This window comes from Imperialibacter sp. (assembly GCF_040222815.1).
Taxonomy (GTDB): Bacteria; Bacteroidota; Bacteroidia; order Cytophagales; family Cyclobacteriaceae; genus Imperialibacter.
Genome location: NZ_JAVKCH010000026.1, coordinates 159,292 through 183,798 on the forward strand (window position 1 = coordinate 159,292; position 24,507 = coordinate 183,798).

At 48.2% G+C, this 24,507-nt stretch carries 17 protein-coding genes; 8 read left to right on the forward strand and 9 right to left on the reverse strand.

Features of this window, described 5'->3' with window-relative positions; all coding sequences use genetic code 11:
• Positions 1–26 precede the first annotated feature (26 nt).
• The 4 genes from RIF36_RS14465 (at position 27) to RIF36_RS14480 (ending at position 2,160) form a co-directional block, all read left to right on the forward strand.
• Positions 27–848, forward strand: coding sequence for a DUF2911 domain-containing protein (locus RIF36_RS14465; RefSeq protein WP_350122359.1), 822 nt, complete (start codon positions 27–29; stop codon positions 846–848).
• Between the two features lie 108 nt (positions 849–956).
• The gene (locus RIF36_RS14470) at positions 957–1,262 is read left to right on the forward strand and encodes a hypothetical protein (protein WP_350074067.1); all 306 of its coding nucleotides are present in this window, start codon (positions 957–959) and stop codon (positions 1,260–1,262) included.
• On the forward strand, positions 1,263–1,670 hold the full coding sequence (locus RIF36_RS14475; protein ID WP_350074069.1) for a GNAT family N-acetyltransferase: 408 nt from the start codon (positions 1,263–1,265) through the stop codon (positions 1,668–1,670).
• 310 nt (positions 1,671–1,980) lie between these two features.
• Positions 1,981–2,160: a type II toxin-antitoxin system HicA family toxin gene (locus tag RIF36_RS14480; RefSeq protein WP_350074155.1), complete on the forward strand. Its 180-nt coding sequence runs from the start codon at positions 1,981–1,983 to the stop codon at positions 2,158–2,160.
• A 23-nt stretch (positions 2,161–2,183) separates the two neighbouring features.
• On the opposite strand, the gene RIF36_RS14485 is transcribed toward RIF36_RS14480, so the two are convergent.
• A complete protein-coding gene (locus RIF36_RS14485; protein WP_350095804.1) occupies positions 2,184–3,053 on the reverse strand; it encodes a DUF72 domain-containing protein in 870 nt (289 codons plus the stop codon).
• Positions 3,054–3,417: 364 nt separating this feature from the next.
• Here RIF36_RS14485 and RIF36_RS14490 point away from each other — a divergent pair, with 364 nt between their 5' ends.
• A complete protein-coding gene (locus tag RIF36_RS14490) occupies positions 3,418–4,251 on the forward strand; it encodes an aldo/keto reductase (protein ID WP_350122361.1) in 834 nt (277 codons plus the stop codon).
• A gap of 195 nt (positions 4,252–4,446) precedes the next feature.
• Complete coding sequence (locus tag RIF36_RS14495; RefSeq protein ID WP_350122363.1) at positions 4,447–7,326, forward strand: calcium-translocating P-type ATPase, PMCA-type; 2,880 nt, start codon at positions 4,447–4,449, stop codon at positions 7,324–7,326.
• A gap of 69 nt (positions 7,327–7,395) precedes the next feature.
• On the opposite strand, the gene RIF36_RS14500 is transcribed toward RIF36_RS14495, so the two are convergent.
• The 7 genes from RIF36_RS14500 to RIF36_RS14530 all read right to left on the reverse strand — a co-directional run bounded on the left by RIF36_RS14500 (position 7,396) and on the right by RIF36_RS14530 (position 18,918).
• The gene (locus RIF36_RS14500; protein ID WP_350122365.1) at positions 7,396–9,072 is read right to left on the reverse strand and encodes a carboxylesterase/lipase family protein; all 1,677 of its coding nucleotides are present in this window, start codon (positions 9,070–9,072) and stop codon (positions 7,396–7,398) included.
• 128 nt (positions 9,073–9,200) lie between these two features.
• Positions 9,201–11,375 carry an NHL repeat-containing protein gene (locus RIF36_RS14505; protein ID WP_350122367.1) on the reverse strand — a complete coding sequence of 725 codons (2,175 nt, stop codon included), beginning with the start codon at positions 11,373–11,375 and terminating at the stop codon, positions 9,201–9,203.
• Positions 11,376–11,467: 92 nt separating this feature from the next.
• Positions 11,468–11,767, reverse strand: coding sequence for an AtuA-related protein (locus RIF36_RS14510; RefSeq protein WP_350122369.1), 300 nt, complete (start codon positions 11,765–11,767; stop codon positions 11,468–11,470).
• Complete coding sequence (locus RIF36_RS14515; protein ID WP_350122371.1) at positions 11,764–13,086, reverse strand: acyclic terpene utilization AtuA family protein; 1,323 nt, start codon at positions 13,084–13,086, stop codon at positions 11,764–11,766. Before RIF36_RS14515 ends, RIF36_RS14510 begins: the two co-directional genes overlap by 4 nt.
• A 3-nt stretch (positions 13,087–13,089) precedes the next feature.
• Entirely contained in the window at positions 13,090–14,379 is a 1,290-nt protein-coding gene (locus tag RIF36_RS14520; protein WP_350122373.1) for a CitMHS family transporter, read from the reverse strand.
• A gap of 3 nt (positions 14,380–14,382) precedes the next feature.
• Complete coding sequence (locus RIF36_RS14525; RefSeq protein WP_350122375.1) at positions 14,383–15,927, reverse strand: carboxylesterase/lipase family protein; 1,545 nt, start codon at positions 15,925–15,927, stop codon at positions 14,383–14,385.
• Positions 15,928–16,080: 153 nt separating this feature from the next.
• Positions 16,081–18,918: a PQQ-dependent sugar dehydrogenase gene (locus RIF36_RS14530; protein ID WP_350122377.1), complete on the reverse strand. Its 2,838-nt coding sequence runs from the start codon at positions 18,916–18,918 to the stop codon at positions 16,081–16,083.
• 397 nt (positions 18,919–19,315) lie between these two features.
• On the opposite strand from RIF36_RS14530, the gene RIF36_RS14535 reads away from it, so the two are divergent.
• Entirely contained in the window at positions 19,316–20,185 is an 870-nt protein-coding gene (locus RIF36_RS14535) for a dienelactone hydrolase family protein (protein ID WP_350122379.1), read from the forward strand.
• 114 nt (positions 20,186–20,299) lie between these two features.
• On the forward strand, positions 20,300–22,732 hold the full coding sequence (locus tag RIF36_RS14540; protein ID WP_350122381.1) for a TonB-dependent receptor domain-containing protein: 2,433 nt from the start codon (positions 20,300–20,302) through the stop codon (positions 22,730–22,732).
• 356 nt (positions 22,733–23,088) lie between these two features.
• On the opposite strand, the gene RIF36_RS14545 is transcribed toward RIF36_RS14540, so the two are convergent.
• Positions 23,089–24,261 carry an ATP-binding protein gene (locus RIF36_RS14545; protein WP_350074086.1) on the reverse strand — a complete coding sequence of 391 codons (1,173 nt, stop codon included), beginning with the start codon at positions 24,259–24,261 and terminating at the stop codon, positions 23,089–23,091.
• Positions 24,262–24,507: the final 246 nt, after the last annotated feature.

The window sequence follows — 24,507 nt, forward strand, 5'->3', positions numbered from 1 at the left end:
ACGTTCAAACAAACCTTCATCAAAATATGAGAAACACTTTCGCACTTGCAGTCGCTTTGATTTTTACGGGACTGTCATCCCATGCACAAATCAGTACGCCGGCGGCGAGCCCGTCCTGTAGTATCACTCAACAAATAGGATTAACAAATCTCTCGTTGGAGTATTCGAGACCAAGCGCCAGGGGGAGAACGATCTTTGGTGACTTGCTGCCCTATGGTGTTGAATGGAGAACAGGTGCCAACTCACCTACGACTCTTGCCTTCGACAAGCCAGTGATGATTAGAGGACAGGAGCTGGCAGCGGGAAGCTATGTGATTTCCTCAGTGCCTGGCAAAACAGAATGGACGGTCACGTTCTCGCAAAACGACCAAAAGGTGATGAGTCTCAAAATACTGCCCGTTGCCTACCCCGCTCATGTCGAAACATTGAGCATCCAATTTGAGAAAATCACCGAAACTTCAGCCGACCTTCAAATTCTCTGGGAAAAGACGCTCATCGCCATTCCGATGGCGTTCAAGACGGACGAGCAGGTAATGGCGCAAATTGAAAGCTTTGCCAAAAACCCCGAAGCCAGTTTGGCCAACGCTTATTACCAGGCGGCTAGTTACTACCTCAACACTGGCAGAGACCTGAACAAGGCATTAGAGTGGGTTAATAAGGCCATCGCTGTAAACGATGGCTTCTTCTGGCAGCATAGAACCAAGGCACTTATCCTCGCTGGCCTGGGCAAATACAAAGAGGCTATTGCGTCAGCACAAGTGAGTACTGAGAAATCAAAAGTCGCTGGCAATGCTGACTATCCAAGGCTGAACGACAAGTCGATTGCCGAATGGCAGACTAAGAAATAATTGAAAAAGGTCGCAAGGATGTCAAATGAGCTCCTTGCGGCCTTTAGTAGCAACTTAAAAGAACTTTTAGGGTGCTAAGTCTGCTTTTATAGTGTAAAAGGAAAAATTATGGCCCTGATTAAAGACAGTTACTTGCCTGTTCCCTGGGATTTCAGAGAGGTGATGGACGAAGTAAGAAAGCAGGAAAAAGATGGCGTGATATATTACTTCACTACTGAACCGGAAATGGAAACGGCTGAAGGAAAAATTTCAGATATCATTGAGACACCCGAAGGCGAATTCCTGCTCACTTCCAAGGGTCATAAGGTGCGGTTGGATAAGATCGTCACTCTTTACGGTAAGCCAGGGCCGTCTTTCCATATCTACGATGGTTACGCCAATGTTTGTCTGAATACCCACAAAGACAATTGCTGATTGGAAATAAGAAAGATCAAAGCTGAAGACACATGGCCAGTCCGGCACAGAGTGATGTGGCCTGACCAACCCTTTGACTTTGTGAAGGTGGATGAAGACAACGAAGGCATCCATTATGGTCTTTTTGTTGACGATGAGCTGGTATCCATTGTTTCGCTGTTTCTCAAAGATGGCAAAGCGCAGTTCAGGAAGTTTGCCACTGAAGTGCCTCATCAGGGGAAAGGCTACGGCACTTTTCTGCTCAACTACCTTTTGAAGGAAACCGAAGGCTTGCATGTATCATCCGTGTGGTGCAACGCCAGAACGGAGAAAGCCGGGTACTACGAAAGGTTCGGACTTCTAAAAACGAACGCTACCTATATGAAGGGAGGCATTGAGTTTGTGGTGATGGAGAAAGTGCTTGTGTAAGACGCCTGACGTAATCTCTTTTTTAATTTATTGATGCTATATTGAGAAGGTAAAGCGAAATACAATGAAGGTGCTTAATTATAGAATTTTATTGAGAGAGGAACCGGAAGGTGGATTTACGGTACTTGTCCCAAGCCTTGAAGGGTGTATAACTTATGGTGAAACCCTCGATGAAGCAAAAAAAATGCCCGAGAAGCAATAGAACTATTCATTGAGTCGCTGGAGGCTGATGGCACACCAATCCCGTCAGATAATTTTCTTGAATACACGCTCCATATAGAGCACGCCTGATTACAGCTCAAATAGTATCATAAAGAGACTCCTTGAAGCGGGATTTGTTCTGGACAGAATAAAAGGCAGCCACCATATTTATAAGAACGGCGTCGGAAAACGTGTAGTTGTTCCGCATCCAAAAAAGGATTTGTCTAAAGGTACTTTCAGCTCCATTTTACGCCAGGCTGACGCAGTTAATGTAATACTACCTCTTTGAATTTGCAATGGCGAACATACGAGCTAATCGTTCAACGTTTTAGGTACAATCAGGTTTGTCCCCAACTGCTCATTCATCTTTTTGATAAAATAAGCTGACAGCAAAGGTGACTCCAATTCAATATTTTGATGGATAAAGAAGTAAAGCTTTTCCAGCCCCTGCTGCTTCCACTCCTTTACCCTCACCAACCAGTCGTCGAGCCGAGGGTAGTCTGTTGGGTGGTTGGCGCCTACATACCTCACAAATGCCTCTTTGGTCGTCATGCGCATATGCATCATGTCTCTCCTGCCAGCGGTATCCACCAAGACATTGGCTACCCCTTTGTCTTCCAGCAGCTGATAGAATTTCTCAGCTGAGGCTGGGTCGGTAAACCAATCTTCGTTTCGCACCTCAATAGCCAGCGGAATCACCTTGGGAAACTCATCGATGAATTTGATGACCCGGTCAAAGTCCTTTGGCTTGAAGTTGTCGTGCATTTGCAGAAAAACCATTCCGAGCTTTTCTTCCAGGCCACTGATGGCATCACAATACTCATCCACTACCTGTTTCGTATCTATCAGTCTTTTAAAATGGCTGATAGAGTTCGTAAGCTTGGGGAAGAACTTAAAGTCATCAGGCGTTTTCTCCTTCCACTTCAGCACCTGATCCTTTTTTGGAGAGTTATAAAAAGTAGCATTCAGCTCTATACTATTAAACTGTGTGCTGTAATAGCTCAGCTCGTCTTTTGTACCTTTTGGATAGAAGTTTTTCAAATCAGTCTTGTTCCACTTCGCACAACCTACAAAGGCCTCAAAACTGCCGTTTCCTTTGGAGAGCACTTTAGCAGTATCAGGATGATCAGAGGGAATTGTAAAGTCAATAATACCGGGGTCAGGAACAGAACCGAATTTCATCTATTTGAACGTTTAATTGAGCATCCAATATACGCAACTCTTCATTTTCAAAGGAAGTATTTCAGTCAATTGATTATACAGCTTACTACAACATCGTAACAGTCCGGTGCAAATCGATAGTAGCACTCAGAAGAATTACCGATACTTACACCAGACGATTGAAAGTGCAATATCCTCTTACATTCAAGTCCATATATTTCATTTGTTAATCAAAACCCGCAGGCAGTTTGTCTGTGGGTTTTTCACGACGAGAGAACGCATAACAAAACGTTTCAATTCATCTGATTAGCATAATAACCCCCTCTTTGGTAACTTTTGAGGCAATTTGGCAGTCGCCATGCAAAATAACCTTTGATAGACGCTGATGACAATCACAGATATAAGAGGCACTGTTAAGCTGAACAACGGTATTCAAATGCCTTACTTCGGCCTTGGTGTGTTTAAAACCAAAGACGGGAAAGAGGTAGTTGACTCCATAAATCATGCAGTAGAGGCTGGGTACCGGCTCATAGACACTGCTGCGCTCTATGGAAATGAGCGTGGGGTTGGCGATGCAGTGAGAGCGTCGGGTGTTCCCAGAAAAGACATATTTGTTACCACCAAAGTATGGAACAACGAACAAGGCTATGAACCTACGCTGAGAGCGTTTGACCACTCTATAAAGAGATTAGCGCTTGATTATATTGATCTTTTTCTGATCCACTGGCCAGTCAAAGGAAAGTTCAAAGAAACCTGGAGTGCGCTCGAAAGATTACTGAACGAGGGCTATATACGCTCCATTGGCGTCAGCAATTTTCTCCAACATCACCTCGAAGATTTGATGAACAGTTCGTCAACGGTACCAGCGGTCAACCAAATCGAATTTCACCCACGCCTGGTTCAGCAGAGCCTTTTGGATTTCTGCGCCGGGAAAAAAATTCAGGTGGAGGCATGGAGCCCACTGATGCAAGGTGGTGTGTTTAAAATTGATGCCCTTCAGCAACTGGCCGACAAATATGGAAAGACTGTCGCTCAGCTAGTTTTGAGGTGGAACCTTCAAAAGGACGTAATTACCATCCCCAAAAGTGTGAACTCACTGAGAATCAAAGAGAACGCAAACATTTTTGATTTCACAATCACCCCGCAGGACATGGCTACTATTGACCAACTAGATAAGCATCAACGAGTTGGTGCCGACCCTGACAATTTCAGCTTCTGATCTATCCCTTAATTATCATCTCGCCAAGGTGTATTTTTCCGTTGGAAAATATTCTTTTACAAAGAACTCTCGTAAATTCCAATAATGACGATTTGAAAAAATATGCCCAAATTTGCTAAGTGTAGACTACCCTTTGAACATTATACCATAGTTTGCTGCAAGAACCGGAAGCACTGACATTTGTAATGTTATACTATGGAGAACAAGAAGCATTTCGTCGGCCTGACGGACGAACAAGTTCAGGAAAGCAGGAAAAAGTATGGCAATAACTTACTGACTCCGCCTGAAAGGGATCCGCTGTGGAAGCTTTTTTTGGAGAAGTTTGAGGATCCCATCATCAGAATACTCCTTATCGCCGCCTTCCTATCCCTCATCATTTCCGTTGTTCATAACGACTACGCTGAAACGATAGGTATTTTCTGTGCGATATTCCTGGCTACCGGAGTCGCTTTTTGGTTCGAAATGGACGCCAACAAAAAGTTTGACATCCTCAACAAGGTAAACGATCAGGAGCTGATCAAGATCATCAGAAATGGTAAAATTGGGGAGGTGCCCAAGACAGACGTCGTCGTTGGCGATATCATCGTGCTGGAAACCGGAGAGGAAGTTCCCGCCGATGGAGAATTGCTGGAGGCCGTTTCACTCCAAATAGACGAGTCGACGCTAACCGGCGAGCCACTCATAGACAAAACAACCAATCCAGCTCATTTTCATTCTGACTCCACTTATCCATCCAATTGGGTGATGAGGGGCACCAAGGTCATTGACGGGCACGCCACGGTGGAGGTTAAAAAAGTCGGCGACGCCACAGAGTTTGGTCAGGTAGCCAAGAAAGCCACCGAAATGACGAAGGAAGACACTCCTTTGAACAAACAGCTGGATCGGCTGGCCAAGCTCATTGGAGTAGTTGGGTTTATTCTGGCGGTGCTTACCTTTTCTGTTCTTTTCGCCAAGGACATGTTTTTTGGAGCTACCGAGGTTCCGTTGGTACAGCTTGGATCAGCAGGAATCGTCATTATAGCGATAATGGTGATTTTGGTGAAAGTTTGGCTACCTATTGTGTACGATGGTATTCAACTGATGGGCTATGACAAAGAAGTGCCGAACAGCGTTGAGAACGGAAGCTGGTTTCGTTGGCTGGCTTATGGCCTGGTGACTTTTGTGATTCTGCTCGGTATTGGTTTCGCTGCCGGGTTAGACGTTACAAGCGCTGAGTCGTGGGCCTCGATCGACCTGGCAAAAATCATTCTACAGCATTTCATGGTGGCAGTTACGCTTATAGTCGTGGCAGTTCCTGAAGGTCTTCCTATGAGCGTTACGTTAAGCCTTGCCATGAGCATGCGGCGCATGCTGAAAACCAACAACCTGGTGCGAAAAATGCACGCCACCGAAACTATGGGGGCCACCACAGTCATTTGCACTGATAAAACAGGTACGCTCACGCAAAATCAGATGACCATTTACCAAACTGATTTCTTTGGCTTAAGAGACCAACAACCAAAGGAAAATAGTAATGCAGCCAATCTGATTAAAGAAAGTATTTCTGCCAACACAACCGCCCATCTTGACCACTCTAACCCTGATAAGAGCAAGTCACTTGGCAACCCCACGGAAGCAGCGCTGCTTTTCTGGTTGCACAAAAATGATATCGACTACCTTGAGCTAAGAGAAAAGGCTGAAGTCATCGAACAGCTAACTTTTTCTACAGAACGCAAGTACATGGCTACCCTCGTTGAGTCGCCTACTCTTGGAAAAAAGGTGCTGTATGTGAAAGGGGCTCCGGAAATTGTGATGTCCAAATGCAAAGATGTAGCCTCTGATGCCACGCCAAGGCTAATCAAAGAGGTAAAGAGTGATGTAGACAATAAGCTTATTGAGTATCAGGGCAAGGCGATGCGAACACTGGGCTTTGCCTACAAAATAATAGAGGATGAAACGCCAGCCAGCATCAAAGACCTGGCTGACTTCGACTTGACATTCCTGGGTATTGTAGCCATTTCCGACCCGGTGCGGGAAGAGGTACCCAGTGCTGTGAAAGATTGCCACAATGCAGGCATTGATGTGAAGATAGTTACCGGTGACACCCCCGGAACTGCCAAAGAAATTGGCAAGCAGATCGGAGTCTGGAACGACGGCGATACCGATCTTCAAATAATCACTGGTTTAGAATTCGCTGCCCTGAGTGACGAAGAGGCACTTAAAAGAGTACAAGCGCTGAAAATCATGTGTCGTGCAAGGCCTTCTGATAAGCAAAGGCTGGTGCAGTTGCTGCAACAAACTGGCTCAGTGGTGGCTGTTACCGGCGATGGCACGAACGATGCCCCTGCGTTGAACTACGCCCATGTAGGGCTTTCTATGGGATCAGGCACCTCCGTCGCTAAGGAGGCCAGCGATATTACACTGCTCGACGACTCATTCAACAGCATCGCCACAGCGGTTATGTGGGGCCGATCCCTTTATCAGAATATTCAACGGTTTATCCTGTTTCAGCTTACCATCAACGTAGCTGCCTTATCAATTGTGTTTCTCGGCTCACTCATGGGCTTTGAGTTGCCGCTTACCGTCACCCAAATGCTTTGGGTCAACCTGATCATGGACACCTTTGCCGCAGCAGCCCTGGCCTCGCTCCCACCCGATCACAATGTGATGAAGAGTAAGCCCCGCCATCCGGATGATTTTATCATTACACCTGTCATGAGCAAAAACATCTTGTTCGTGGGATTCTCGTTTGTCGTGCTGTTAGTAGGAATGCTTTTCTACTTTACCAAAACCGATGGTGAAATCAGCGCCTACCACTTGTCTGTTTTCTTCACCGTGTTTGTGATGCTGCAATTCTGGAACCTTTTTAACGCCAAGGCATACGCAACCGGCAAGTCTGCTTTCAATGAACTGAATAAGGGGGTTGGCTTTATCATCGTGGGTATTCTGATCGTCGTGGGGCAGTTTATGATCGTCGAGTTTGGCGGAGAGGTCTTCAGAACGGTACCTATCTCGCTGAAGGACTGGGGAATCATCATAGCTGCTACCTCACCAGTGCTCTGGATAGGAGAAATATCCAGGCTTATCAAAAAGTAAGTTTCTGGGTACATAAAAAAAGCCGGATTTCACCGGCTTTTTTTCATCATACTCTAACACAATAAATTCTTAGGCAGGTAAGGCTTCTCTGGCGGCTCTGTCTGGGTCGTTTTTCAATTCGCAGGTGTCGTTAAGCACCATCGTCTCCCCATTTTCTTTGGTATAGGCAGCCCAAGTCGGCAAGGCTCCAGCATTAGGATCGCCGGTGCGCATGAACGAGAGCAATGAAGCCGACATCTTCTCCGACAGCTTCCTTGGCCTGCTGCCACCTCCGGTATGTGTATACATTCTGTCAGTATTGGCGTACCAGAAACAAATGTCGATACAGTGGAAGGCCCTCATGCGACCATCGTACAGTTGGGGCTCCCAGCCAAACCAGGCCAGGTAGACAGGCGCCTGCTGGCCAGCCTTGGCATTGGACGTGTTGATGGCTCCCTGCCGGTTGGAAACAGCAAGTGCCCATACTTCAGCCGGTTTTGCCTCCGGAAAATTCGCTTTGTAGGCCTTGACTACTTTTTCGGCATCATCACCAAATCGTGGCTTTAGCTTTTCAACTACTCCAGCAAAATCAATTGCTTCAAGCTCAGGACTTGTGCGGGTAGGTGACCACTCATGAAAAGTAGTGCATACCATCAAAGGCATGTTGGCGGCCGCTCCGTTGGGGTCGCTGAAAAACTCATCGGCTGGCAGATGAACACCATCAGCCACAGGACCGAAGCCCCCTCTGCCGCTTCCGGAATTCAGGTTGTCTTTTCTGGCTTTGTCCATGGCCCTGTTGGCAATGTCCAGGTATTCTCGCCACGGAATGTCCTGTATCTTGTCAAGCGTAGCAGGTGTGAGCCCAGCCTCCCTCATTACATATTCACCCAACTTCCGGGAATAGCTTTGGTCGACACCTTTGAGCATGGACCCACTCAGCGCCACTCCTTTGTGCACCAGTGGCTGAGCGGCCGGCATGGCCATGACACCAGTTACCTTGGCACCACCGCCCGACTGCCCCATGATGGTAACATTGCCCGGATCTCCTCCGAAGTTGGCAATATTGTCTCGTACCCATTCCAGAGAAGCGATGATATCCAGCATGCCCACATTGCCGGAAGAAGCATACTTCTCACCCCCTACTCCCGAAAAATCAGTAAAACCAATGGGCCCCAGGCGATGGTTGATTGATACAAATACGACGTCTCCTTTTTTGCTGAAGTTTTCTCCGTGATAACCATCCTGTTCGATACCATTTCCGTTGGTAAAGCCGCCGCCATGCAGCCACACCATTACCGGCCGCTTTTTGGCGTCAGTGGCTGGCGTCCACACATTGAGACGCAGGCAGTCCTCGCTTACGTCGTCGTAGTTCCAATGATCGGCAAACGAGTAGTGCACGTTGGCGTAGCGATTGTCCATGATTTGAGGAGCGGTATTACCCCACCAGATGGTTGGCTTTACATCAGACCATGGCTCTGGCTTTTGGGGTGGCATGAATCTGTTTTTGCCAGAGGTGTCTGCTCCATAAGGTACACCGAGATAAGTATACACGCCATTCAGTACATAACCCCTCACTTTTCCCGAGGTGGTATTTGCCACGGCGATGTCGTCTCCAATGAACAGGAACTGCTCATCATCATGGATTTCATCAGCCGTGGACTTGTTAGCATTAGCATCACAAGATACGAGCGGCATGGTAGCTGCCAGGCTTATTCCGGCGGTGCCCAAGCCCATTTTATGTATAAAGTCTCTTCTTTTGGTCTTCATGGTAGGTATGTCTTTAAGTTCTTAGTTCACTTTCATCAATAAGTTATCAATTCCAGACAATTGATCAATGTGTCATATTAACATATTATACGAACGGAAAAAGTACGGAGAATATGTCACGTCAACCTTTACTTAGCCAATGGATCGGGCCTCATTTGAAACTTGAATACCTTGCTGGTGGTGCCCTTGCCGCCTTCCATATGAAAAGGCGTTCGGGTACTGATGGTAGCCCACACTCCTCTTCCTTTCCACCCAGCTTCGGGGTCGTCGATTCTGCCGTCCATCCATTTGGTAAAAAAGCCCAGTGGATATGGAACCCTCAAACGCACAAACTCACCATCTTTCAGTGCTAACAAGGCCTCTGACTCATTGCCCGTATTGATAGGTACATTTTCTCCCAGCCCCAGTGTGTTGAACTGATCCACCCAGGTGTAGTAGCTGGCTTCTGCACTTCCTGATGCATCTATGTTTGAGAATTGAGGTAATGGTTCAGTGTAAAAAGTCCACCCTTCGGCACAATGCTGACCGGTTGCCTCCGGGCCATTGAGCGGTGCCTTGCATTTACGGCGGTCAAAGCTAGCCAGGTGACCGCTGGCCAATGCTACCCAGGCTACTCCATTCCTATCAACATCCATCCCTCGGGGCGAAAAGCCTTCTACGGGTTCTCCCGACTCTTTCAGAGGTAGCTCATAGTATTCCACCAATGCTGTTTCCGGCGGGTTGGCACCCGGATCAAGGCGTACTACTGCCCCGGGGTATCCAAGCGAAGAGCCCCAAACCGATCCGTCAGGGGCTGGCGACACAGCATAGAGGCCTTTGGTGATGCGCTTGTCTTTTTTAGGGTCAACGGGTTGATCCGGCTCTACGTAATCGTCACGCTTGCCATTGCCATTGGTATCCAGAATGAGTGCCGTCCAACCTTGCGACGCCACCTCATCTCCGGTTTCACGATATTCTTTTGTATTTAACCATCCTATCACCTGACCTCCTCCACTCGTCCATAGTGTGTGGTTGGCATCCTCTGCAAACATCAAATGGTGGGTGCTGAAGCAAGTCCTTATAGTAGTATATTTCTTAGTCTCTGGATCATACAATCCAAGATGGCGGTAAGAGCGATCAACCGGGAATAGTTTGGCAGACGGATGATCTGACCCTTCTTTACAGAAATCAGGGTTGTCGGGAAGCCCAACATTGGCTGTGATCCAGACTTTACCCAACTCGTCCATCATGGGGTTGTGCACATTGGTTTTGCTATCCCAAATGGCTTCATCGCCCCAGTAAACCGACGGCTCCAGCACTTGGCCGGAAACAGATTGTGTTTCCGGATCTCTTACCGTAAGAGGTACCTGCCCCGTTGTACTGGTCACGGGGTCGAGTACGGGCAAATAGTCCGTGCTTAGCTCTGTGGCGCCATAAAGTTTTCCGTTGGGGTTGATTGTCGGATTACGGCGATCAGTTGACACCAGGTCGTGCATGTAGGCTTTGGGATCCGCCCAGTCCCATTGACTGATCACCACATTTCTCTCAATACCCTGTGGCCGTGAGGGTGCTTCAGGCACTTCTCCTGCCGCAATGCGGTCAGTCCAGTCGGCAAACATGCTAATTGTTCCTTCCGCTCCAATCTGGTGAATACCCGACACCATACTCGATCCTGCCTGTCCCGACCTGATGCGGCGTGCCCAGGCTTCCTTTGAAGAAGAAAAAGAGCCCAGTGAAGGGGGAATCTCTCTGGTTCCCTTGCTGCCGAGCTGGTGGCAGGCCAAACAAGTACCCGACTTAATCCGAGACAGAAACTGGGCTTGTGTGAGTACGCTTTCTGATATGCCGTTTCCGTTCACCCCTGTCCCCGGAAAGTTTTGCTTATCCGGCACATGAAGCAAAGAAAACCAATAGCCACCCGGGTAATAGGCAGCGGCGGCTTTGGCATCAGGTGCTGCGACGGCTTCTAAGTCAATTGACGAGCCGGGCTTTCCCTCCTTTTTCGGTGAATCAATCAGCCCATAGCCCCTCACCCAAATGGAATAGGTAGCGTCGGGCAGGTCGGGCAGCAGGTAGCGTCCCTGGTCGTCGGTTACAACAATTTTGGCGAACCGGGTGGGCAGATCAAACGTTTCGGCGATCACCCAAACGCCGACTTCTGGCCCGCCGGCGCCTGTAACAATGCCTCCGATATCATCGGGATCCAGACCAGTCGCCGTTTTATCAGACTGACAAGCGCTGTAAATTCCAGAAAGGAAGAATAGGATGGCAATGGTGCTGTAAGCAGACTTCTTGCCTAGGAGCGAGATTTTGAGCTGGTTCATGAGTAAGTAGGTTGGCACTAAATAAATATAACCAGCTGGTTACTAAGGGCAAAGTGTTTGATTTGATTTGTGAAGAACGGAAAATTTTGAACCTAAATCTCCATCTCCAACAAAGCGCTGCTCAAGCTCTTCCCATGTGTGTCAAGTGCGAGGGAAGTGGTAACGCCGCTAAGCAGGGCTTTTTCGCAAACAAAAAGAAGCGCACAAACACTGGGCATCTCATATCGTCTGATTTCGCCCACTACAATGCCCTTCATATGTTTGCCCACAGTTTCCACTGTTACTTTCTCGCAAAGCATCGGGTAGTCCGTCTCATCGTAAGGTATCAGCGAAAGCGTGGAAGTATTTCCCTTGTCACCCGCCCGGCTGTGCGCTATGTCGTAAAGCTTCATGATTCCTTAAGTGTTACCTGTGATTTTACTTTTGACCGATCCATTAGTATCGAAACTATGCCCACAATCTCATTGAGGTATTTTCTGGCTCCGCCGCCCCCTGCCGGGCCATTAGTGTACAAGGCTTCGACCTCCTCACCCACCAAAGCGGCCACTTCCATTTTCTGTGCTTTGCCCGCTACTCTCAACCTCACTTCAGCCGGCTCATTTTGCTGATCAAAAGCCCCTCTAAAACTAGCGTTCAACCCGACATAGTCGACCCTAACATCATCCATTCGGTCTTTCAGCCGTTCTTCAACAATCTGTCCGGCGAGCATTGCCTTTTGGAGTGCATTGGTGCCAGCGTACGAAATTTCTCCCTCACCCAGCCAAAATGCCTGGTATCCTACGCTCACCTTAAAAGTAGCAGGCTTCCCCTTGCCACCGCTACCAGAAACATGTACCATGTCTTTGCCGATTTCTTTTAGCGTTACACTGGTAAAGTCTGCAATCACATCAGGCGTGTAGTACTCATGAGGATTTACTACCTCGTAAAGTAGTTGCTCTTTACTTGTCATTAGGTTGATCACGCCACCAGTGCCCTCCACTTTACTGATGACCGCCGATCCATCGGCCGACACCTCTGCGATTGGGAAGCCCAGGTGTGCCGGATTGGGTACGTCCTTTTTCCCCGGATCCATGAAATAGCCGCCGGTAATCTGGCCAGCACATTCCATCAGGTGACCAATCACGGTTCCTTTTCCCAAAAGATCGTAATCGTCCGTTTTCCATCCAAATTCATGTACCATCGGTGCCAGAAACAGCGATGGATCGGCGACTCTACCGGTGATGATGATATCGGCGCCCGATTCCAGGGCGGGAAGGATGGCGTCTATGCCCATATAAGCATTGGCTGAGATGAGAGGGCCGGATTCTGTGAGAGGCCACCCAGTTTCCATGGCACGCTGCCCCGGGTCTATTTGCGCAAAAACGTCGTCGCCAGTTACCGCTGCCACCTTTACTGACAGGTGGAGCTCCTTTGCTATTTCCAGCACTCGGTCGGCTGCGGCAAGTGGATTGGCTGCACCCATATTTGTGATCAACCTTACTTTGTTTTTCACCAAATTTGGAAGTAGCAACCTTATCCTCCGCTCGAGCAGTGGGTCATATCCTTTGGACGGATCGCTTTGTTTTCGCTTCTGAGCAAGTGCTATTGTTCTCTCGGCCAGGCATTCCAGTACCAGGTAGTCGAGCTGGCCTTTTTCTGCCAACACCACCGCTGGTTCCAGTCTGTCGCCAGAAAACCCCGCCCCACAACCGATTCTTACCTTTTTCTTCATGGATCAAAAACTTATGGCTCCAATGAGCACAGACATTGTCAGCATAATTATTGTGACTAAAAAAGCCCAGGGAATGGTTTTGCGTTGATGATCACCTAAGTCCACCCCTGTGAGACCTATCAGCAAAAAGGTGGCACCTGTTAACGGGCTTACAGGAAACCCGGTAGTCATTTGCCCCAAAATGGCCGCCCTGGCCACCTCTATGGCTTCGCCATTGAAATGCTCCGCAGTGGTTCCCAGCAATGGCAGTACTCCGAAATAGAATGAATCCGGGTCGAACAGTAAACTGGCAGGCATGCTGACCACGCCGGTGATCAATGCCAGGTGATTGCCCACAGCGGACGGAATATAATTAACGGCTGTTGCAGCCATTGCTTCTATCATGCCCGACCCCTTCAAAATGCCGGTAAAGCATCCGGCAGCAAATAAAATGCTCGCCATTAACAAAGCTGCTTTTGCATGGGCATCAATTCTCTCCCTTTGGTCTTTTAGGTTAGGGTAATTCACCGTGATGGCTATGACAAAGGCGATCATGAAAATGACATGCGGTGGTGCAAAGGCGGAGATCAGTGCAGTAATGGAAATGACGATCAACGCCGTGTTCAGCCAAATTAATTTTGGCCGATGGAGACTGGTGTCCTTTTCGAAGGCGATAATCGAACCAGTGGCCTGTCCTTGCTCATTCACCAGGCCCCTTTCTCTTTTTCCCAGGTACCAGGCAATTGCCAATACTGCCAGCAACCCGCAAATGACCGGAATTAAAATGGGATTGAACAACTCTGTTACTTGTACCTCCAATGCGGAAGCAGCCCTGATGGTCGGCCCTCCCCAGGGTAAAACATTCATGGTACCAGCAGCCAGGGCAACCACAGTGGCCAGCGTCGTTCTTTTCATGCCCATGGCATCATAAAGAGGCAACATGGCAGGCACTGTCACAAGAAAGGTGACTGCGCCCGAACCGTCAAGGTGGACGATCATGGCAAGAATGGCGGTAACGACAGTAATCCGTGCCGGGTCGTTGCCTGCTGCTTTCAAGAGCCGCTTGATCACCGGTTCAAAAGTGCCGGCGTCCATCAGGATACCGAAAAACAAAATAGCAAAGATGAACATCACCGCCGTGGTAGAAATGGTTTTCACTCCGTCGGTGATGTAGGTGACGATCTCAGTTGTGAACCCGCCAATTAGCGCTGTGGCAACAGGCACAATGATAAGTGCCACTACCGGAGAGAGCTTTTTACTCATTACCAAAACAAGCAAAAGCACTATGGTCAAAAGGCCGAGGAATGCAAGCATGGGTTACTTGTTCGCAGATAAAATGGCCGCCATTGTATCTAACGCTTCGCCGTCGGGGATCGGGTTTGCTTCGACTTCAGCTCCCAATAACATCACTTGTTTGGCATCCGGCTTGTAAATGGGCCATTTGGGCAAGCCCTTAGCGTTAGGATTTCCGGTTTTGACGAAATTAGCCCAGTAGGCAGACATCATTGCTTCGAGCTCCCGGTCTACGGCCTCCCATGGACGATCCACAAACTCCAGGTTGTCGTAGGCATAGGGTACCTCGCCGGTGTGAAATGCACCATATTTGGCATACTCACCGGTGCCTGGCACTTTTCGAGTGAATCGGTAGACATATACATTCGTCTTCCCCTGCTTTGCCTGCACATTGGCCCAGACATAATTTTGCAAACCAAAGATCATGTCTCGGGAAAGATTGAGTTGTGATTGGGCCGCCTCCGCATCGTCAGACGCCGGGTAGTAGGTCAGCACTTTCCCGGCATTGTCGCTATACTGTTGGCTGATCTGTGCTTTGAAGTCGCTTGCATTTTTTACAGGCCCAAAAAGCAGGCCTTCGTCCTGGTTCCAGCCGGTGAGCAAATCAACCGGGTTTTGCTTGCCTACGGCAAATATGTCGGCGATATGCTCAGGAAGTACGTAGCCGTCTATGATCGGGCCCCTGATCCCGAGCTGGCCCTTCATGAGCTCTTGTGGCGAGAATTTCCTTAGGTCTGCCAATCCCGCTGCGCCGACAGACTTCGCAAAGGCAACTCCAGTCTCTTCGGCCGACGCCAGGGTCTGCTGGTTCCTGCCAAAATTAGCGCCACTTTCGGCAATTGCCTTATTGAACAGTCCCCTTGCCAGAGGAGTTGCCACCATGCAATTGACACTCATGGATCCAGCCGACTGGCCTGCTATAGTGACATTCGCAGTGTCTCCTCCAAAGGCGGCTATGTTTTCTTTCACCCACTTCAAAGCAGCTACCTGATCCATCAGCCCATAGTTGCCAGATGCGCTGTTTGGTGACTCCTTTGTCAGCTCCGGGTGGGCAAGGAAGCCAAATACGCCTACCCGATAGTTGATGCTTACAAACACAATCCCCTTGCGGGCCATGGCTTCTCCATCGTAAATAGGCACGCCGCTTCCTCCGCTCGAGAACCCACCGCCATAAATCCAAACCAACACCGGGAGTTTCTCTCGGGAGGATTTTGCACCAGTCCATACATTCAGGTACAAACAATCTTCACTGATCGGTTCTTCGGGAATAAGGAATTCCTGGCTCCACATGCTAAAAGGTGCAGGTTTGCCTTGCATTGGGCTTGGCCCAAATGCTGTACATTCTTTTGTCCCCTGCCAGGGCTGTACCGGCTGAGGCGCCTTCCAGCGCAACTCTCCAACTGGTGGTGCGGCAAAAGGGATGCCTTTGAAGCTAGTGATCTTTCCATCAGCCGTGATGCCTCCCGACACCTTCCCTGACTTGATCTGGACCAAAGAGACAGCATTTTGTCCTGTGGTTGGGTGAAGACAAAGCAGTAAAGACCAAAGTAAGAGGATAGCAGTTTTCATAGGTAGTTGGATAGTGATAAGCAGGTTCAGCTATCAATTTACCAGAAACGAAGTCAATTTCAATGCGTCAATAAAACATATTGACATAGTGCATACAAAAAACCTCAGGCCGGTCTGCCTGAGGTTTTCTATTTAGCATCTTAACGGAACGATTTACATCCCCGCCTCTAACGGTGCTGCCTCTTCATTTAGGAACAAGATTTCAGCAATTTGCACCAAAACCTGGTCGGGTGTGGCTGTATCGCTTTTGAAAACAAAGTACACGTCGTGTATTCCCTCTGTTGCCTGAATTTTGGCTTGTGCCTGTGAATTTCTCTTTCTTCTCCAGGTGACCATATCTTCCCCTGGCGCTGGTCTGCCAAACCCTACATTCTTTTGACCTACCGTATTAGTGGTTCCCAGCAATGTGCCGGTCGGAGAGTCAAGATGCACTTCTACATATCCACCGGCCGCACTTACCCTTGGAGAAGCCTGCACAAACAAATCAATCTGCTTAATACCTGTTAGGTCTATGTCCTTGTAGCCTATGTAAGAGCCACTGCCCACCATGTTGAAGGTAGTGCCTGGCGTGGTCAGCAAATTCACACCTTTTCTGATCTCAGACTGCTGAGGATCCAGCGAAGGGTTTCTCAACGCCACGAAATCATCGCCAGATAGTGGCCCAACAGTACCAGCGCCTTTGTCGGCATAAGAGGCTCTCAGCAGATATCCACCCTGTCCATCCTCTCCTTCCGGCACCTGGGGAGTAACTGTGCCTGAGAGCGGAAGCGATTCCACAGTTGGCTTGGTCTCCAGCATGTTGAGAATAAACATCACCATTCTTTTGGCATCGGCCTGGCTCAATTGCGGGTGAGCGCTCATGGCATGTTCACCCCAAACGCCACTTCCGCCATTGATTATTTTGCCCACCAGCATATTGATGTTGGCGTCAGTCTTAGGATATTTAGTAGCTACTGCATTGTAAGCTGGCCCAATCGATGCCTGCTCGTACTGGTGGCACGACTTACAATCGCTGGTTTCAATCAGGTTCTTTCCAATGTTCAAAGCAGCCATTGACTCAGCGCCACGCTGCTTGGAAGCTATTTCAATGGGGTCATAACCAGAGGGCACGTAGTCGAAAGTAACAGCCACTTCGTTGGGCTTGATAGTGCCATCGGTGCTGCTTCCATCTTCCTTGTCACTCACACTCACAGTATAAGTGAGCGATTTCTCACCGAAATAGAAACTCCGGTTGGGTACCTGGAAATCGATGGATACCGTCGGTGGTTCATTGCCAGCCACTACTTCCATAGAAGCCCTGTTCTTCTCTCCTTTGGTATCTGTCACTGTCAGGCTCACCTGATAAGTACCAGCCTGCTCAAAATTGAACGATGGGTTGGCTTCAGTGAGCGTTTTGTTAATACCGCCGTCTGACACTACCTTCCACTCATAGTTCAATTTTCCCTGATCGTAGTCGTCGTAGTCTGTTGTGCCTTCCGATGATAGCTGAGCCGTAAAAGGTACAGCTCCGGCAGCCTTATCAATAGAAGCAGCCACAATTGGCTTTCTGTTGCCCGCATTGTATTCGATTTTCACAATTCTGGAATTTGAGTTACCTCTGAACCACGCACTGCCATATTCCAGCACATACAGGTCGCCGCTCGGGCCAAAGTCCATATCAATGGCACTCACAAAGCTCTCGTTGGGCAGGAAGCGCTCCATGGATTGGTAGTCGCCATTTTCATCCATTGTTACTGACATGATCCAGCCACGCATGAATTCTACGATCAGCCATTTTCCTTCGAAGTAAGAAGGGAAAGGCCTTGGTGCACCGGCAAAGTCAGCTTTGCGGAAAACAGGGCCACCAGTAGCACTACGCCCTGCTGTTCCCACCAAAGGGAATGTGTCCGACGGGCCGTATGGGTAGTAGATGAAAGCCGGCACCACCGGCGTAGGCAGTTCTTTCAATCCCGTATTGTTTACCGACTCGTTGACAGGATGGTTTACGTCAAAAGGCTCTCCGTAAGTGTCGGTCGCCAAATCATGGCGATTGTAAGCCCTATTGTTAGCAATAAAATACGGCCAGCCAAAAAAGCCCGGGCCTTTAGCCTGGTTGAACTCGTCATAGCCTTTTGGTCCCCAAACAGAATCAACAGATGCATCCGGGCCAACTTCGCCCCAATACAGATAGCCCGTTTTGCTGTCCAAAGTTGGTCTCCAGGGGTTTCTGTGGCCCATGGTGTAAATCTCTGGCCTCGTTTTCTCTGTGCCTTGGGGAAAAAGGTTGCCTTCAGGAATTGTGTAACTACCATCGGCCTCTGGATGGATACGGAGGATTTTGCCTCTCAGGTCATTGGTATTACCAGGCGCACGCTGGTCATCAGAACTTTCCATGCCAGGGCGTTCGTCAAGGTTAGAAGACCCTGTTCTCGGGTTCACGGTATTATTTCCAACAGTTAAAAAGAGATTACCTTCTTTGTCGAACACCATCCCACCTCCTGTATGGCAGCATTCTTCTCTCTGCGTCGGCACTTCCAGCACCACTTTTTTGGTTGATGCATAAAGTGAGTCGCCTCTCAGCTCCCATCGAGCCAGCACGTGTTTAGGTGTGTCAGGATCAGCATAATACATGTAAATCCACGAATTTTCTTTGTATTTAGGGTGAGCAATTACGCCCATCAGACCCTCTTCGGCCTCCCTCACTCTACCTTCCTTGTTAGTGTACTTGGTATTCACGGGGATAGTCGCCACCAGGGTCACTTCACCAGTATTTTCATCAAGTATCTTCACACCACCTTTTCTTTCTACAAAGAGCACACGGCTATTGGGGAGAAAAGTCATTTCCATCGGTTCGTCCATGCCTTCTGTGAGCACCACTTTAGTAAAGCGATTGTCTTCAGGAGGTTCGTTGGAAGTTGGAGTTTCAGATTGCTTGCAAGATTGCACAAGCAGGCAAATCGATGCGGCATAGATCAACACTGACCTGCCGGTAGTTTTTAAAGTAAGTACCATCTAAACGAAGTATAATTGTTGTTCAAAAGCTGTGCTACCGGCTGTATAAACGCTTGCTTTCCTATGCATTTGACAGCAGCCGACAGAACTTTGCAGCTGTAAGGTCATTAAAAGAGAATTGAAATTCTAAGAAGAATAGAAAATCTGGTAGAATATCAGGATAAACTATCGAATTTTAACGTCGACTTCGTATCGACGAAAGTAATTCTTTGTGTCAAAACATCACAATAACTTTTCACGCCCGCTTGAGTGGTGACAACTTTTTACAACAGCTCGTGTAAAACTTAGCGTAAACAACCACTTCAAATCCGATCTTTATGTTAATTGCCTTGGTTAGTGCATCCGCTAAAGGCGGTTTGACAATGGCAAAATTCCAATCTACTTAAACAATTGCCCCATGGTGAAGCTTTTACTTGGTACCAGCATAGCAATAGTTAGCTTTATCAGCTACCTGTTTGCACCGGTTGAAACAAAGAAAGAAACACAAATCACGTTGTGCTACGTTGCCCCATCTGAAGACAGCATGGCGTCCTTTGCCACCGACCCTGCGTTTGTTGCTCTACATCCGGCTCCGCTCCCCCTTCAATACGATGCCATGGGCGAGAAAGTAACTTTCAAAGCAGCTGATGGCACCGATGCAACCGGGTACATGGTGAAAGCCAAAAAGAAATCAGACAAATGGCTGTTCGTTTATCAGGAATGGTGGGGCTTGAACGACTATATCCGCAGACAATCGGACACCTTTTACAACGACCTGAACGGCGAGGTCAACGTGCTTGCACTTGATCTTTATGACGGCAAGGTGACCGATGTGCCCGCCGAAGCAGGCAAGCTGGTGCAAGGCGCTCAGGAAGCTCGCCTGGAAGCCATCATCAAAGGTGGCCTGGCCTATGCAGGGCCAAAAGCTAAAATTGCCAATGTCGGCTGGTGCTTTGGTGGCGGCTGGTCGCTCCGGTCAGGACTGCTGGGAGGCAAGCAAACCGTTGGCACCGTTATGTACTATGGTATGCCTGTGAGGGATGTGGAAAAGCTGAAGCAGCTCAGCGGAGATGTGCTCGGCGTATTTGCCACCGAGGAGAGAATTTCTAAAGAAGTGGTTGAAGAGTTTGCCGCCAATATGAAGGCTGCCAACAAAACCCTGATGTATAAAATATACCCGGGCGTTCATGGTTTTGCCAACCCAAGCAATCCGAAGTACGACGAAGAATCGTCGAAACAGGCCTACGAAAAAGCCATTAGTTACCTAAAAGAAAGATTCAAAATATAATCATCGTTGCCGGGCCGGAGCTTTGATCTCTGGTCTGGACTTTACTCGTTCTTTTGGTAGAAAATTACCGTCTAACAATCATTACTACACACCGCCGACTACTGTTTCCAACTCATGAATTACAACTTTTCGTTATTGCATCTTCGCTCAGTCTTCACTCTTGTTCTTTTTTTTGTTGTAACCACGCACGGGCTCTTTGCCCAGGGAGGTAAAAAGGTAAATGTGAAGGGAAAGGTCGTCGACAGCCAGTCGGGCGAGGCCATGAGTTTTGCGTCTATCCGGATTTTTGCACAGGACGATCAGTTCATAGGAGGAAATGTTACTGACGACAAAGGCAATTTTACTGTAGAGGTGCCCGTAGGCAGCTACTATGCTTTGGTGGAGTTCATGGGCTACGAAGCACATCGCACCGGGAGTTTCCAGGCATCATCTAATACCGACATCGGCACCGTGCAGCTCAGTGCTTCGTCCAGCACGCTGGAAGAAGTGGAAGTAAGGGCTGAGAAAAGTACCATGGAGCTTTCGCTCGATAAAAAGATCTTTAACGTGGGGCAAGACCTGGCCAATGCCGGTGGCACTGCCTCCGACCTGCTTACCAACATTCCTTCTATCGCTGTAGACCCAGAGGGCAATGTGAAACTACGGGGCAGCGACAATGTAATGATATTGATCGATGGCAAACCTTCAGGTCTTGTGAGCCTCAAAGGGGCCAGCGGGTTGCAGCAAATGCAGGCCAGCATGGTCGACAAAGTGGAGATCATTACCAACCCCTCGGCCAGGTACCAGGCAGAAGGTATGGCCGGTATTATCAACATCGTGTTGAAGAAAGACCGCAACCAGGGCTTCAACGGCTCCTTTCAGGGCATCACTGGCTATCCTTACAACTTTGGAGGTGCTGCTAATCTGAACTACCGCCACAAAAAAATCAATTGGTTTGTTAACTACGGCATTGCCTGGCGCAAGCAACCCAATGTGGCCTCTCTCTATCAGGAAGTCTATTCAGGCGACACTACCTTCATTTCAAGACAGGACAGAAACGGCCACCTGAAGGGATTCAATAATAATATTCAGGGTGGGCTCGACTTTTTTTTTAGTGAAAAAAGCATCCTTACGGCGTCGTATCTGTTTACACGCAGCGATGGCAACCGGATCACTGACCTTACCTATAGGGATTATCTAAACGACGACAACAACTACCTTGGCTACACGGCTCGCCGGCAAAATGAAAACGAGGCCGAACCCAATTCAGAAACCACGCTTACCTGGGAAAAGTCTTTCGAAGAGAAAGGTCATAAACTACTCACAACCCTAAAATACATCGACTACTGGGAAAGATCGGATCAAATTTTTACGCAACGATCTTACGACGGGAATAACGTCGCCATAGATGGCTCAAACCAGAAACAACATGCGCTGAACGATGAGTTTGAAAAGCAATACTTGCTCCAGCTTGACTACACCAAGCCTATTGGCAAGGAAGGTAAGTTCGAAACGGGGCTTAGGAGCAGCCTCCGGAACATGGAAAACAATTATGTGGTGACAAATGTGGACGAGGCTGGTGTCGAAACTGTAGATCCTGATCTGAAAAACATCTTTTTGTACGATGAGAATATCCAGGCAGCCTACGCCATTCTCGGTAACAAAAGCAATAAGTTCACCTACCAGGCCGGGCTTAGAGTAGAGTATACCGATGTGAGAACAAGGCTGGTGGAAACTAATGAACAAAACCCAAGAGACTACCTGAATTTCTTCCCGAGCGCTCACCTTACTTATGCCGTTGCCAATCAAAACTCGTTTCAGCTGAGCTACAGCCGGAGGATCAGGCGACCTTTTTATAATGACCTGAGCCCTTTTGTGACCCTGGCCGATGGCAGGAACTTCTTTAGCGGCAACCCCGATCTGGATCCTGAATACACCGATGCCTACGAGATAGGGCACCTGAAGTATTTTGAAAAAGGTTCCCTAACGTCTTCGTTTTACTATAGAGACTCCAAAGAGACGATAGATCGCATCAGGGTGGTGGACGACCAGGGAAATGCCCGCACGTTACCTCAAAACCTTATTGGCCAAAAGTCATTCGGTATTGAGTTTACCAGCGACTACAACCCGTACGACTGGTGGAAGCTGGATCTCAACTTCAACTTCTTTCACGCTGAAATTGACGGCACCAACATCATCGACACCTACAAGCCAACGACCTACAGCTGGTTTGCCCGCCAAACCTCCCGCTTCACCTTGCCTGGCAACCTCGACATACAGCTAAGAGGCAACTTTGAAGCACCACAAAAAACAACACAAGGCACTCGCAAAGCCCTGGCGTATATCGACCTGTCGTTCGCCAAGGAAGTGCTGAAAGGTAACGGCACGCTGAACCTCAATATCATGGACGTGTTCAACAGCCGGGTAAGCCGCTACACTACCGAGGGCCCCAATTTCTTCACCGAGGGAAGCAGCCAGTTCCGGAGAAGGCAGGTGAACCTGACCCTGAACTACCGCATCAGGCAGTCGAAGTCGGCCAGGAGGAAATACGTGATTGATGAGGGGTGATGCAGTAGTAGCAGGTAAGTAGTAATCGGTAGTTGGTTGGCTGACCCTTCTCGGTCATTGCGTTTGCACATATTTAAATCGCAGAAGACTATGAGCTCTAGATGGAGTGCACAAAAACGAAATCGTTGTTCTGGTGGGTATCTTCACTCGCCAGTTCCTACGACCAAAACTGCTGCCCAGGTGAGTGTCTCCACTCACCAGCTTCTATGATCAAAGCCCAATAAACCTTATATTGTCTACCATTCACCCAGAACTAGCACAGCGAAAACATCTCAAATTTTTAATTTTAAGGCGCTTTTCTTATCTTCTTTCGGAGGAATGCAACCACAACGGTATAGCGATATTGTGTCGAATGATTATTTCTTTTTTGAAAGTTCTTCGACCAGCGCTGTTATATTTATAGCTTCTATTTTTTCAGTTATCGGAAATCTGTCATCGCCGGCGTGAACAACAAAAGCACGCTCCGGCTTTAGGTCTTCACAGGCTATATAGAACCCCTTCCCTACTTTTGCTGAAAGGCTGCGTTTAATTTCTATCGCCCAAAGAGATTGATCTGCGTGTTCAATGATTAGATCAATTTCAGCGCCTGCAGCTGTGCGATAGAAAAATGGAATTGAGCGCCATGGTAAAGCAGAAACCAGGTTTTCAATAACAAATCCCTCCCAACTTGAACCCACAACGGGATGCCCCGCCAATTCCTCATGAGTCTCAATATTTAAAAGCCCATGCAAGATTCCACTATCCCGCACAAAGACTTTGGGAGATTTAACAAGCCTCTTCCCTATATTGGCATGATACGGTTGAAGGCGACTAACCAATAGCAAATCACATAACAGATCAATATACCGGGTAACCGATTGGGTACTGATTTCTAGCGATTTTGCGAGTTGTGAAGCATTTAATATTGTGCCTTGCCGGTGAGCGATCATTGTCCAGAGGCGTTCAATTGTAGTTGAAGGAATACGAGGGCCAAACATAGGGACATCCCGTTCCAGGTAAGTGCGGATGAAATTTCTTCTCAGATTCAAACTCTGTTTGTCATCTTCAGCTAAATAACTATCGGGAAAGCCCCCACGCAACCAAAGCTTTTCCCGTGCAAATCTGGTATCTTCAATCTCAGATACTACGATGGGAAACATGTCTATGTAGGAAATCCGACCAGCCAGGCTTTCTCCTGACTGTCGTAACAGATCAATCGAAACAGAACCAAGAATCAGGAATCGCCCCTTTCCTTTATGTTTACGTCTGCCTTTGTCGATTACGCCACGCAGGGTCTCGAATAAATCTGGCATCCTGTGGATTTCATCCAAAATCACTAATCGGTCTTCAAATTTTTCTAAAAACAAAGCAGGGTTCGCAAGTCGATTGCGATCATTGCTATCCTCCAGGTCAAGATAGAGCGCATCAACTTCATTGCCAATGTCAATAGCCAGGGTAGTTTTGCCGACTTGGCGGGGACCAATTAGTGCTACAGCCGCCTGGGATTTAAGCGACTCTTTAACTTTTTCAGATATATTCCGCTGTATCATCCTTACAATTTATCCAACAACTGGATAAATTACAAGGATTTGATGATGGATAACTGACTTTTGGAACTGATGCGTGTGGAGTAGGCTACGCCCTGTATCGGGTTGATTTTTCCCGTTCGATTTCAAAGACAGGCACAGACTATAATCGATATAGTAACATCAAATCCTTCACAACGTCGACTTGGCTTTCTAATCATTGGGGGTTCTTTGCTAGCAGTGGTGGCAGATCCGAACTACACTCGCCAG

What these genes read in the sequence shown, in the direction of transcription:
- RIF36_RS14495 (WP_350122363.1), top strand. Translation starts at nt 4,447, where the DNA reads ATGGAGAACAAGAAGCATTTCGTCGGCCTGACGGACGAACAAGTTCAG.
- RIF36_RS14465 (WP_350122359.1), top strand. Translation starts at nt 27, where the DNA reads ATGAGAAACACTTTCGCACTTGCAGTCGCTTTGATTTTTACGGGACTG.
- RIF36_RS14530 (WP_350122377.1), bottom strand. Translation starts at nt 18,918, where the DNA reads ATGGTACTTACTTTAAAAACTACCGGCAGGTCAGTGTTGATCTATGCC.
- RIF36_RS14470 (WP_350074067.1), top strand. Translation starts at nt 957, where the DNA reads ATGGCCCTGATTAAAGACAGTTACTTGCCTGTTCCCTGGGATTTCAGA.
- RIF36_RS14510 (WP_350122369.1), bottom strand. Translation starts at nt 11,767, where the DNA reads ATGAAGCTTTACGACATAGCGCACAGCCGGGCGGGTGACAAGGGAAAT.
- RIF36_RS14490 (WP_350122361.1), top strand. Translation starts at nt 3,418, where the DNA reads ATGACAATCACAGATATAAGAGGCACTGTTAAGCTGAACAACGGTATT.
- RIF36_RS14540 (WP_350122381.1), top strand. Translation starts at nt 20,300, where the DNA reads ATGAATTACAACTTTTCGTTATTGCATCTTCGCTCAGTCTTCACTCTT.
- RIF36_RS14515 (WP_350122371.1), bottom strand. Translation starts at nt 13,086, where the DNA reads ATGAAGAAAAAGGTAAGAATCGGTTGTGGGGCGGGGTTTTCTGGCGAC.
- RIF36_RS14525 (WP_350122375.1), bottom strand. Translation starts at nt 15,927, where the DNA reads ATGAAAACTGCTATCCTCTTACTTTGGTCTTTACTGCTTTGTCTTCAC.
- RIF36_RS14545 (WP_350074086.1), bottom strand. Translation starts at nt 24,261, where the DNA reads ATGATACAGCGGAATATATCTGAAAAAGTTAAAGAGTCGCTTAAATCC.
- RIF36_RS14535 (WP_350122379.1), top strand. Translation starts at nt 19,316, where the DNA reads ATGGTGAAGCTTTTACTTGGTACCAGCATAGCAATAGTTAGCTTTATC.
- RIF36_RS14500 (WP_350122365.1), bottom strand. Translation starts at nt 9,072, where the DNA reads ATGAAGACCAAAAGAAGAGACTTTATACATAAAATGGGCTTGGGCACC.
- RIF36_RS14485 (WP_350095804.1), bottom strand. Translation starts at nt 3,053, where the DNA reads ATGAAATTCGGTTCTGTTCCTGACCCCGGTATTATTGACTTTACAATT.
- RIF36_RS14520 (WP_350122373.1), bottom strand. Translation starts at nt 14,379, where the DNA reads ATGCTTGCATTCCTCGGCCTTTTGACCATAGTGCTTTTGCTTGTTTTG.
- RIF36_RS14505 (WP_350122367.1), bottom strand. Translation starts at nt 11,375, where the DNA reads ATGAACCAGCTCAAAATCTCGCTCCTAGGCAAGAAGTCTGCTTACAGC.